A 9,803-nucleotide genomic window follows, 5' to 3' on the forward strand; every position below is an offset into this window, starting at 1 on the left:
CTACCCCCTTTTCACAGCAAAGGCGAACGGATTGCTGCGCCAGGGTGTCAGCAGGGCCAGTGCCAGCTGCACACAGGCTGGCTGGGCGACAGTGCTGGTCTTGTCGATCGAGCCGAAGGTCTTGCTGGTCGATACCGATCCAGCCTTGACCGTCTTCGCCTCGAGCGAGCCCTCGGTCTGCTGCTGGTAAAGCTTGCCCTGCGAGGCGCATTTGGCCAGTCGTGCGCCGGCCTGCTTCACATCGTCAGGGATGTTGTCCATGTCGATGCCAACCAGGTTGAGCGCGGTCAGATAGGCATTCGCCTCGAAGACCGCCTCGTCCTTCAGTTCTGGAGCTGCCCAGTCAGGCCTGAGGATGGCGTCTACTTCGGCCACGGTGATGTAGGTAGCCATCAGGCCTCCGCTTGAATGATTGGGGACGCAGCCCCGGTGTTACTGCTGGATGAGCTCGGCGACCTGCTTCTGCAGGGCTTCTTTCGATGCATTGGAACGGTAGGAGACGTTCGCGGCGTCGAGCTTGGCCTTGAGCGCTTCGACCTCTGGGTCAGCGTTTGCTGGCTTGAGGGATTCGATTTGCTTGAGCAGTTCGGCATTCTGCTTCAGCAGGTCTGCCTTCTCTTGCTCCAGGCCTACGACCTTCTCCACTTCGCCGTCGCGCTCACGCTGCAGGCTGGAAATGCCGGCATTCACTGCTTCCAGCACTTCGAACAGGCGCGACGCTGTTTCGCCCAGGTCACCCGAAGGGCGCTCCAGGCTCTGAACGGCGAACGATTCGACGATTACCCCGATGGAAGCCAGCTCAGCAGTCAAGCGATCGACAACGTCCTGGCTCAAACCGCAGGACTCGACGACTACCGCCAGGGCCTGCAGTTCTGGGCGAATGGTTACCTCGGGAACGTCCTTGGCAGCGCCTTTGCGCCCCTCCGCCACATTGGCGTCGACAATGACCAGCCCATGTTCTCGGGCGAGCTCCTTGACGTTCTCCTGATACTGGTGGAACGGACCAGACAGGTACCAGATGTTGTTTTTGCTCATGCGCATATCCTCAGCAGGCCAGGCCATAGGCCCAGCCCGCCATCAGGGTTTACTTGGAAGCGTCACCGATCAGAGCAACACCGGCGGTGTGCTTGATGCTGGTCGCGGTCTTGTCCCAGTTGGTGCCGGTGGCGATCTCGGCATCGGTCGGGGATTTGCCGCCGTTGGTTTGATCCCAGGTGTAGCCCTTGAGCCCCAGGCCGAAGTCGTAGTCCACCTGCAGGGTGGTCTCGATGCGCTCCTTGCCGTTGGTGGTCGACACGTTGCTGACCATGTTGCGGCCGTCGTGCACCAGTGCAGCGCCCTGGACCAGGGACAGGATGATTTCCTTGTTCGGGGTGCCGGCCTGCATCAGCGCCGGGGCATCGGTGACCACCGAGACCTTGCCGAGGATGTCGACAACACGGACGTTGCCGGCCTGGAACAGCTGCTCGGAGTTGGTCAGGGCCTGGCCGATCAGCTTGTGGTAGGTGGTGCCCTGCATCACCTGGGTTACCAGGTTCTGGCTGGCGTCACCGAACTTGGCGTGGGCGTTGTTCAGACCGACCTGAGTGATGCCGGCAGTTGCCGAAACATCGTTGACGGCGGCGGCCTGGGCAGTGATCGCTGCAACCAACGCGGCAATTGCGGTGTTCAGCTGGTCCTTCAGCAGGATCTCAGCGAACGCACGGGATGCCACCTCGACGCCTTGGGCGGTTGGGCGCTCAAGCCAGGCCATCTGCGATGGCTCGTAGCGAACGGGGCCGAAGCCGCCGGCCACCTTCACCGAGGTGTTTTTCAGCTCGGTCAGGTCGGTGATCGGCGCCGCGCCGTTGGCTGCGTAACGATCCACGCGGCGCTGGGCTGCAGCCAGGGTCTGGAAGAACGACTCTTGGAGGAAGTCGCCGGTGAAGCCGTCCGGGGACAGTACGATGGCGCCGCGGCTGGCGGCGTTGAACGCAACGAGCATCTGATCCAGCGTCTCGATGGTCGCTGGCATGATGTACTCGTTGAAGACCTGCATTTGGGTCAGGGACATGGATGTTTTTCCTTATTTCAGTGGGAGGTCTGGGAACCGGCCAGCGATCGCCGCCGTACGTTCCTCTTTGGTGCCGCCGATGTTTCCTTTTGCGGCCCCGCCGCCCTTTCCAGCACCCCCGGCCCCGCCGCCAGATGCCTTGCTACCAGCGATCAGCGGGCCGAAGGCCGGATCGTTGGTGAATTCTGCTTTCAGCTCGTCCAGCGTTGCCGCCGAGAGCTTGCCGGCGGCGTCCAACACAACAACGGTTGGTTTACCGTCGCGCTGCTCGACGCTCAGCCGGCGTTCGATGTGGGGAAGCAATGCCTTGGCGCTGCCAGGCACAGCCAGAGCAGTCGCGATCTCGGTGGCGGTGCGGCCCACGGTCAGATCCCGGATCTGAGCTTGAAGGGTGGCGCGTTCGCTTTCGAGAGTGCCGGTCAGTTCAGCTTCGCGGCGGTTGTACTTCTCGGACCAGGACTTTTCGAGCTCCTCGACGTTGCCCGACTTGCGGGCAGCCTCTTCGGCCTCGGCACGCGCCTTTTCTTCGGCCTCACGGCGGGCTTTCTCGGCAGCCTTCTTCTCGCCCAAGAGCTCCTCCACCTTGGCCTTCAGGCCGGTGACATCCTCTTGCTGCGGCAGCCCCTCGATGCCCAGGACGAACTTGCCGTCCTTCTCGACGTACAGGCCCTGGATGGATTCTTCGACGCCTTCGAGGCTGTCCAGTTGAAATTTCAAGGTCATTGCTGTCTCCCAGAGACGTTGAGCAGGCCCTGCCTGCGCGCATAAAAAAACCCGCCGAAGCGGGTTTTGTAGTTTGGTTCATCAGCCTGGCGTGAACCGGTATGTGTAGGGAGCCAGACGCTCCATCTTGATAGCCGATCCGACTACCAGGTCGTGATCATCCAGAAACTTGGTGACGACATAGGCGCTGCGCTTTCGAAATATTTTTTTGTCGCCCACAACGTCGTCCTCGATTGGATCTTGGTTGCCATAAAAGACAGTTGCCCGCTGCTTGGCGAGAAGCTTGTTATTTTTACCCCCAATGATCTCCGGCTCTAACCAATCGAAAACCTCGGTCAACCTAATATAGGTTCGCTCTGCGTTCGTTCTTAGCGGAAACGTTCTGAATGCCATGAAGCAGCTCTCCTGAATGAAGACGCTATGGTTTCAAGCCAAGATAGGCAATACAAGAAAAAATAAATCAAGCAATATCAGTTACTTAAATAAGAATGATCTGCTTTTTTGAATGCCATCGGCTCACGTTCACGCAATTCTTTGAGGGTAAGCGTTCTGCCATCGTCATCAACGAACCTGTCGATCGTGAGCTCGCCCTTGCTGAAGAGCTTGTAGCGCTCGGGCCCAAGCACGTCCTTCTGGAACGCCGCAGGCTGGCGTGCGAGCCATGCGCCGTAGGTGGTCTTGCTGCTGACCTGCTCGGCGCCGTCAGGGCCTACCGCAGGCCGAGTCGAGCCGGGGATATCCCGGGCAAACTCGTCCTTGAGCACCGGTATCTCGGTGGTCCGGCAGTTCCAGTGAAATGGCGGCGACGGCGCGGTCATGGGCACCACCGTTCCATCCAGCGCACGACAGAGCGGCGTGGTCCTGCCGTCCAGGGTGGCGACCCGGCGCTTACCCTTCAGGATGTCGTCGTTGTCAGCCATGAACTGCGACCTCGCCGAACTGGCGATATGGTTGGTCATGGTCCGCACCAGCGCCCCGGCCTGGTCGCGCTGCTGCATACCCAGCGATGTGAGCCGGCGGGTGATCTGGCCAGTTGTCTCGCCCAGCGCCGAGCCCATGCGAATCTCGCTGATGATCTCGGCGCTCTTCTTGGTGCCGTACTGGTCGAGCGCGCCGGCGATGCTGATGCGCTGCCTGCCCTTGCCGACCTCTAGGTCGAGAGGATCGGCTAGCGCTGCGGCGGCGACCTGCTCAATGCTCGACGTGTTCAGCTGCACGACTGTCTTCACGACCTTGCCCAGCAGGGTCATGTTGAACTCGGCCTCATACCCGGCGAACTCCGTCAGGTCGATCACGGCCTGCTGCTTCATCTCGCCGTATACGCCCGCCAGCTCGCCCTGTAGCTCCTGAATCTGCTTCTCGTACCGTTGGGTGCCGTAACGGCTCAATCCCTCTGATAGGCGCGATTTGGCGGTGCTGATGGCCTTCGTGATGAACTTGGCCAGGCGCTTGAGGCTTCCCCCGGCGTAGCGCTGCACGTGCACCTGGTGGCGAGTCGCTGCGTCGGACAGGTAGCCGTCACTGCTCATGCTCGCCGCCTCCAGTGTCGTTGCCGGTCACCGGCGGCTGCTCGGCCAGTTCATCGTCGATCAGCTCGTCGGTGCGATCAGCCTCGATCACGCCGCCCTGGCGCAGGTTGGTGCGCAGGTCGGACTTCGCGATGATGCCCTGCTGCCAGAGCTGGACTTGGGCCAGGATGTCCTGGGCAGTCATCGTCTCGTCGAAGAACGACTGGTTGAGCCAGAAGACCGTCCCATCCTCGTCCGGCTCGCCCATCATGAAGCGCTCGGCGTCGAGGATGGCCCGCTTCAGGGCCTCAGACACGTTGCCAGCGATGGTGCCCAGCACACTGTTGTCCGAGCTGTAGCGGATGCGCACGGCCTCAGCTGTCTCGGCGCCGCCCGCCTTCTGGACGATGCGTGCACCGATCATGAGCATCTGCTCTTCCTTGTCCTTGAGCAGCGTGCGGGCCAGCTGGCTCTCGTTCGCCTGGACAAGCTTTGCGTCACCGGATTTCCCGAGGTTGAAGCCGCGGGTAGAGCCGATGTGGATGCCGTTGGGATTCAGTTTGGCGAAGTCGTCCGCGTTGATGTCGGTGGTGATGAACAGCGTGGGCTGGCTGCTGATGAAACCGCTCTCCTCCACTGTGGCGCTGTTGCCGTAGTGCAGGATGTTCACGTCGGCCAAGTCTTCGAGAGGCGATTTGTCGACGCTCGCGTCGTTGTCCTCGGCCCCGTAGAAGCTGAACAGGATGTGATCGAACGGCTGGCCATTCTTATCGAGTGGCTGCGTCTCGGTGTAGGTCTTGCCGTCCTTGGCGTAGAGGCGCTGGACGTACTTCCCGTCGATCAGAAGCAGCACGCGGTATTGGTCTTCCTTGGTGCGGTCGAGGTTTTCCGAGCTGAACTCAGATACGCACTCGAGGAGGCAGACGTAGACCAGGCGCAGCACGCCATCGATGACCTGCTCTTCCCAGTCGATGATCGAGGTCGCGCCGTAGTGGTGGATCAGTGCGCGCCGGCCCTGCATGTCGGCCATGGAGGACACGCCTTCAACTGGCGGGAAGTCCACCAGGAAGCCGCCCCGCCCTGTGTCCAGGCACTCGCCCACGGAGCGCTTGGAAAGCTGCTCCAGGCTCGTACCGTCGCCGCTGGCGTTCTCCTTCAGGTACTCCACGCCGGCGGGGAGTTTCAGTTCGGCTGTCTTGCGGAACACCGCACCCAGCAGGCCGGTACGCGTGCGCCCGGTGATGTTCAGGAACATCGCCCGCTTCTTGTACTGCTTGTACCGCGCCAGGTTCTCCGGGGACCTGTTTTCCGGGTCCGGCATCGGCAGGTATTCGTCGTGCTTGCGCACCTCGCGGGCACCAGCCACGCAGCGTTTGACCAGCTGCCAGCCGGGCAAGGCCTCCGAGTACTCTGCCCGGGGAATAAAGTTCGGCATGGGTGGCCTCAGAAAGTGAACGTGATGGGTACGTGGGTAACCGGCCTGCTGATCGGGTAGTCGTGGTGGATGAAGTAGCCGCCCGCGTCGTTCGCGTGATCCACGCCGGATTTCTTGTCAGGTTCGCCGTTGGTGGCCCACACCTGCTGTTCCAGGCCGTCCGCGTAGGTCGGGCAGCGCAGCGGGTTGATCAGGTAGCGGCGCTCACCATTCGCGTTGCAGAACATCGCGTTCATGGCGTTGATCCGGTCCTTTACCGGCGGGTTGGCGTCGGGCGCGATCACGCTGAAGCCGGCCTGGCGCAGGATGGCGATGTCCGTCTCACTGGCGTTCACCGACTTGCGGGACCCGCCCGAGGCGTCGGGATATATCCTGATCTCACAGGTCTTCTCGTAGTCCCGACCGTTGTGCCGCCAGTAACGCTCCTTGATGCGGCGGATCATGTCCGGGGTATCGAATCCGTCGATCAGCTCATCCACGGCCCTGGGCTTTCCGTCAGGCCGTTTGACATGGACGATCGCCGCCATCTTGCCGACGTTGAAGTCCATGCCGATGAACAGGGGCTCTCCAGGCTCTACGGTGTCGAAGCAGGAATTCAGCTTCCGGTCGTAGGCGTGGTAGATCGACCCGGAGTTCAGGTTGACGAACTGGCCGTTCAGATAGGCCAGGATCAGCTGGGCTGGGTAGGACTCCATCAGCGACGGGATGTAGTCTGGCGGCAGGTTCAGCTCGTTGTCGAACGTGCTGGCTTGCACCAGGCCGTACATGCCCTGCAGGGCCGGTTTCTCGCGCAACTGCTTCACGAACTGTTGGTAGACGAACTTGAACCCCTCAGGGGTCGTGGTCACATCCACGCCGTTCTTCAGTCCAGGCACGTTGTAACGCATCCGTGCAATGATCTTGCGCCAGGCGTGCTCGGCCTTCAGCGCTGGCAGGACATCGAGTTCGTCGACCAGGGCATGCCCGATTTTGAAGCCGACGATGGTCTGCGGCTTCTCCATCGAGCGGCAGATGGTCGTGCTGCGGTACTGGCCGCCGCTGTAGAACTCGACCTCCTTGTCGCTCTCCTTCGTCTTGACCTTAAGGCCCCAGTCGAAGGCGACCTCCTCGATGGTCGGGAAGAAGATGTCGCGGATCTGCGGATAGGTCGGGGCGAAGTAACCGGAGTCGATCCGGGGCCACTCCCACACGTGTTTGCACAGCGCCGCGCAGCCTACCCAGGTCTTTCCTGAGCCAAACCCAGCCACGAATCCGCGGAACTTGTTCTCCATACGGAGGAAGCTGGCCTGGGGCACGTTAAGTGACGGCATCAGGCTTCCTCGCATCCACCACATCGACCTGCACCCGGGTGGGCGGCACGTTGTCGTGGGGATTCTCGTTCTTGGTCTGGCGGTTCACGTAGACATCGCCGACCTCTTTGGCCGCCTGCTCGAGTAGCTGGGCAGTCAGGGCCATGTTCTTCATGTTCTCGGCCTTCTCGGCCATCCGCCCAAGCACGCGCAGCCGGAATGCCCGGTTGGCAATGGGGATCTCGGATGTCTCCTCGCGGAAACGCTTGCGGGTGTCCTCGAACAAGGTTCGCCAGCGCTTGGCCAGATCTCGGCCTGCGCTCTTGGTCGGGTCATGCGATTCGCACTGTTGGCGACTCACCTCGATGCCAAATTCGTCTCGGACAGAGGCCGCCACCTGTGCGGGGGTATCGAAACAGGCCAGGGCCTGAACGATGAAGGCTTTCACCTCGTTGCTCAGGGCTGCCATAGGTTCAATTCCGTCTTAGGTCTGTCAAAGGTCAGGCAGACTTGAGCAGACAGGTTCCGCAGGCCCTCGAAATGTTGATCTTGGCCACCTCAGGCGGCCGGCTTGCAGCGTCGATCAGCTGCTGTGCGTCATGCCCGGCACCGTAACGGCGAACCACACCGACGAACTCCTCGACGTCATGGCCGCGCAGGCAGAGCTTTGGCATGCCCTCCTGGGTGAACTTGGGTGCACCGTACTCATCAGTCGCCTGGGCGATGTGGTACAGCTCGTGCTCGACCAGGGCACAGAACTCGGCGTCGGAACACTGGGAGCAGTAGTCGGCAGCCAGGGTGATGACGAAGCCCGGCACCTCGCCGAACCAGTCGATCATCTGCTGCTCTTGCCGAGCCTTCTGCCATCCACCAGCTCGGAACATCAGCTGCTCGGCCTGGCCAAGGACCACCCGCCCCTGCTTCGCGAACCCGCTGGACGCCCACAGCACGCCAATGTTGGCGTCCATCAGGTGGGCGTGCTCGGGGTTATGGATGCTGCCGGTTTCGGCTAGGATCTCGCTCTGAACCCAATCCCACACACCCGCAGCCGGGCGCAGCGTGAGCCACAGGGATTCAAGCAGGTCAGCTGGAGGCATTGGCCTGCTCATGGGTCACCTGTTACTTGAAATAGTGGCGGGTTGACTGTATTGGTTGGCTAATTCAAGGACGGAGCCATACGCAAAATGTTGAAGAGGATCCTTTCCAAGCTTTTCAGAACCGCCCCAACGCCCGTTTCGGTCATTTCAGAGCCAGGCAAGCCGGCAACCCTGCATAAGTCAGAACCCGATATCGTGATGTACTACCAAGCAGAGATTTCCAACTCTCCGTTCATTAAAGAGTCAGGCCGTGATGCGGTTCTCAGAGATTTCCTGCACGAGGTAAAACTCAAAGACGGAGCGCTGCTGTCGATCGAGGAAAAGCGCTCACTGGGTATAAACACTCGGCTAAAGGTTACTCGAGAGCTGTGCGACGTACTCACTCCCGCGGGCCTAGCGTTCGGCCCCACAAATGTGCTGCAGTCGCTTTATCTCAAGGCAACCTTCGATCACAACCGGCACAGAGACATTGCCCGCATGAAAAGCCTGGGCATAAAAGAGTTTTCACCCATGTCCTGCGGTGATAACCGCGACTGCGATTGGTGCGCGTCGATGAACGGAAAGCTGATCTCGGTTGAGGTTGATTTCGTTCAATTGATCAAGGAGAACTGCACCTGTGACTACTGTCGCTGCGTACTCAAGGCAAAGATCGACTTCTAACTCACCATCCCGTGGGTCTGTGCGTGAGCATGCCCGTGCAGGATGGCGACGAGCAGGCCCTGAGGCAGCCCAGATTCCTTGGCCGCATCGATCGCTTTGATCAATGCAGCATCCAGGGCATTGGTTGCGGCTACAACGTCCGCTGGGAGCGGCAAGACGTGGCGCAGTCGGTTGACATTCGACATGGAAGGCTCCGCGCCACGAAATGGCACTTCAGGATTTTGTGGCGCGCTTAACCCGCCTGGAAGACATGGCCACGCCGAGCAACCGCATACAGGACGATGCCAAGTTTCATGACCACGCCATACAGGGTTGGTACATGGCCGTTCATGGCCAGGACGAACGCGCCGAAAGCACCGATGGCCACCAGGTAGAACGCAACGGCCAGCAGCGGCGCATCCATTGGCCTGATCCGGCGTAGGTAGTCGCACGCGGCGATCACCACCAGCACGCTCAGGAAGGCATTTCCGCCTATCAGGACTGAAATCAGGGTCGAGCTCATCAGGTAGCTCCCTTGGCTCCGAACTGACCCACGAGCGACTTCAGCACCGGGATGATGTTCATTGCCAGAAGGCCTATCAGAAAGGCCACGCCGTATTGGGTTTCTCCGCTTGTGCCAAGGCTGAAGTAGCTGATGGCGAGCGGGGTGCAGAACACTGCAGAAGCGAAGCCTGTGAAGAAGGCGGCGACCGCCTGGCCGCGGGTGAGCCCCCGCAGGAAGGTCAGCGAGAGGATCGCTCCTGCGAAGCCGCCAATGATCACGCCGTACTTCACCAGCAGGACGCCGGCAGTCGTGCTTGCTGGTTCGGCCATGAGTGGTTCCTAGAAGAAAAGGCCCGGATGGGAGGCCCTATTGAGGGACCGGGCAAACGTGCGGAGCAGCACATAACGAATCGAATTGGGGCGGGCACAGGGAATCGAACCCTGATTGTCAGCATGTGACTGAGCGTCCTGCGCTACCCGCGTTGTGTGGGTCTCTCCCCACCTGTCCGCCGAAGACCTTTGCAGCGCTGGCACCCCAATGCACCAGTCTCGCCG

Annotated in this window: 14 protein-coding genes; 1 reads left to right on the top strand and 13 read right to left on the bottom strand. The window is 60.9% G+C overall.

Annotation, left to right across the window (positions count from 1 at the left end):
• The 10 genes from ACNFCH_RS07285 to ACNFCH_RS07330 form a co-directional block, all read right to left on the bottom strand.
• Window positions 1-393, bottom strand: a complete 393-nt coding sequence (locus ACNFCH_RS07285) for a protein singed (protein WP_416742528.1) — start codon at window positions 391-393, stop codon at window positions 1-3.
• Between the two features lie 39 nt (window positions 394-432).
• Window positions 433-1,035 (bottom strand): hypothetical protein, encoded by a 603-nt coding sequence (locus ACNFCH_RS07290; protein WP_416742529.1) that lies wholly within the window; start codon window positions 1,033-1,035, stop codon window positions 433-435.
• A 49-nt stretch (window positions 1,036-1,084) separates the two neighbouring features.
• A complete protein-coding gene (locus ACNFCH_RS07295; protein WP_416742530.1) occupies window positions 1,085-2,053 on the bottom strand; it encodes a major capsid protein in 969 nt (322 codons plus the stop codon).
• 12 nt (window positions 2,054-2,065) lie between these two features.
• Window positions 2,066-2,776: a hypothetical protein gene (locus tag ACNFCH_RS07300; RefSeq protein ID WP_197853543.1), complete on the bottom strand. Its 711-nt coding sequence runs from the start codon at window positions 2,774-2,776 to the stop codon at window positions 2,066-2,068.
• Window positions 2,777-2,857: 81 nt separating this feature from the next.
• Window positions 2,858-3,169: a hypothetical protein gene (locus tag ACNFCH_RS07305; RefSeq protein WP_416742531.1), complete on the bottom strand. Its 312-nt coding sequence runs from the start codon at window positions 3,167-3,169 to the stop codon at window positions 2,858-2,860.
• A gap of 77 nt (window positions 3,170-3,246) precedes the next feature.
• On the bottom strand, window positions 3,247-4,305 hold the full coding sequence (locus ACNFCH_RS07310) for a minor capsid protein (RefSeq protein ID WP_416742532.1): 1,059 nt from the start codon (window positions 4,303-4,305) through the stop codon (window positions 3,247-3,249).
• A complete protein-coding gene (locus ACNFCH_RS07315) occupies window positions 4,295-5,719 on the bottom strand; it encodes a DUF4055 domain-containing protein (protein WP_416742533.1) in 1,425 nt (474 codons plus the stop codon). Before ACNFCH_RS07315 ends, ACNFCH_RS07310 begins: the two co-directional genes overlap by 11 nt.
• 8 nt (window positions 5,720-5,727) lie before the next feature.
• A complete protein-coding gene (locus ACNFCH_RS07320) occupies window positions 5,728-7,029 on the bottom strand; it encodes a terminase large subunit domain-containing protein (protein WP_416742534.1) in 1,302 nt (433 codons plus the stop codon).
• Window positions 7,016-7,477, bottom strand: a complete 462-nt coding sequence (locus ACNFCH_RS07325) for a DUF2280 domain-containing protein (protein WP_416742535.1) — start codon at window positions 7,475-7,477, stop codon at window positions 7,016-7,018. The genes ACNFCH_RS07320 and ACNFCH_RS07325 overlap by 14 nt, the downstream gene beginning before the upstream one ends.
• A 31-nt stretch (window positions 7,478-7,508) precedes the next feature.
• The gene (locus ACNFCH_RS07330) at window positions 7,509-8,105 is read right to left on the bottom strand and encodes a putative metallopeptidase (protein ID WP_416742536.1); all 597 of its coding nucleotides are present in this window, start codon (window positions 8,103-8,105) and stop codon (window positions 7,509-7,511) included.
• Between the two features lie 87 nt (window positions 8,106-8,192).
• Between ACNFCH_RS07330 and ACNFCH_RS07335 the strand changes: the two genes are divergently transcribed.
• Complete coding sequence (locus ACNFCH_RS07335; protein ID WP_416742537.1) at window positions 8,193-8,765, top strand: hypothetical protein; 573 nt, start codon at window positions 8,193-8,195, stop codon at window positions 8,763-8,765.
• On the opposite strand, the gene ACNFCH_RS07340 is transcribed toward ACNFCH_RS07335, so the two are convergent.
• From ACNFCH_RS07340 to ACNFCH_RS07350, 3 genes are read right to left on the bottom strand one after another with little or no spacing between them, the layout of a single operon-like run.
• Window positions 8,762-8,950, bottom strand: coding sequence for a hypothetical protein (locus ACNFCH_RS07340; RefSeq protein ID WP_416742538.1), 189 nt, complete (start codon window positions 8,948-8,950; stop codon window positions 8,762-8,764). The genes ACNFCH_RS07335 and ACNFCH_RS07340 overlap by 4 nt on opposite strands.
• Window positions 8,951-8,997: 47 nt before the next feature.
• Entirely contained in the window at window positions 8,998-9,267 is a 270-nt protein-coding gene (locus ACNFCH_RS07345) for a hypothetical protein (protein ID WP_416742539.1), read from the bottom strand.
• On the bottom strand, window positions 9,267-9,578 hold the full coding sequence (locus ACNFCH_RS07350; protein WP_016711287.1) for a hypothetical protein: 312 nt from the start codon (window positions 9,576-9,578) through the stop codon (window positions 9,267-9,269). Before ACNFCH_RS07350 ends, ACNFCH_RS07345 begins: the two co-directional genes overlap by 1 nt.
• Window positions 9,579-9,803 lie beyond the last annotated feature (225 nt).

This window comes from Pseudomonas sp. NY15354, assembly GCF_048068075.1.
Lineage (GTDB): Bacteria > Pseudomonadota > Gammaproteobacteria > Pseudomonadales > Pseudomonadaceae > Aquipseudomonas > Aquipseudomonas guariconensis_C.

What these genes read in the sequence shown, in the direction of transcription:
- ACNFCH_RS07305 (WP_416742531.1), bottom strand. Translation starts at nt 3,169, where the DNA reads ATGGCATTCAGAACGTTTCCGCTAAGAACGAACGCAGAGCGAACCTAT.
- ACNFCH_RS07300 (WP_197853543.1), bottom strand. Translation starts at nt 2,776, where the DNA reads ATGACCTTGAAATTTCAACTGGACAGCCTCGAAGGCGTCGAAGAATCC.
- ACNFCH_RS07320 (WP_416742534.1), bottom strand. Translation starts at nt 7,029, where the DNA reads ATGCCGTCACTTAACGTGCCCCAGGCCAGCTTCCTCCGTATGGAGAAC.
- ACNFCH_RS07335 (WP_416742537.1), top strand. Translation starts at nt 8,193, where the DNA reads ATGTTGAAGAGGATCCTTTCCAAGCTTTTCAGAACCGCCCCAACGCCC.
- ACNFCH_RS07290 (WP_416742529.1), bottom strand. Translation starts at nt 1,035, where the DNA reads ATGAGCAAAAACAACATCTGGTACCTGTCTGGTCCGTTCCACCAGTAT.
- ACNFCH_RS07310 (WP_416742532.1), bottom strand. Translation starts at nt 4,305, where the DNA reads ATGAGCAGTGACGGCTACCTGTCCGACGCAGCGACTCGCCACCAGGTG.
- ACNFCH_RS07315 (WP_416742533.1), bottom strand. Translation starts at nt 5,719, where the DNA reads ATGCCGAACTTTATTCCCCGGGCAGAGTACTCGGAGGCCTTGCCCGGC.
- ACNFCH_RS07295 (WP_416742530.1), bottom strand. Translation starts at nt 2,053, where the DNA reads ATGTCCCTGACCCAAATGCAGGTCTTCAACGAGTACATCATGCCAGCG.
- ACNFCH_RS07340 (WP_416742538.1), bottom strand. Translation starts at nt 8,950, where the DNA reads ATGTCGAATGTCAACCGACTGCGCCACGTCTTGCCGCTCCCAGCGGAC.
- ACNFCH_RS07345 (WP_416742539.1), bottom strand. Translation starts at nt 9,267, where the DNA reads ATGAGCTCGACCCTGATTTCAGTCCTGATAGGCGGAAATGCCTTCCTG.
- ACNFCH_RS07330 (WP_416742536.1), bottom strand. Translation starts at nt 8,105, where the DNA reads ATGCCTCCAGCTGACCTGCTTGAATCCCTGTGGCTCACGCTGCGCCCG.
- ACNFCH_RS07285 (WP_416742528.1), bottom strand. Translation starts at nt 393, where the DNA reads ATGGCTACCTACATCACCGTGGCCGAAGTAGACGCCATCCTCAGGCCT.
- ACNFCH_RS07350 (WP_016711287.1), bottom strand. Translation starts at nt 9,578, where the DNA reads ATGGCCGAACCAGCAAGCACGACTGCCGGCGTCCTGCTGGTGAAGTAC.
- ACNFCH_RS07325 (WP_416742535.1), bottom strand. Translation starts at nt 7,477, where the DNA reads ATGGCAGCCCTGAGCAACGAGGTGAAAGCCTTCATCGTTCAGGCCCTG.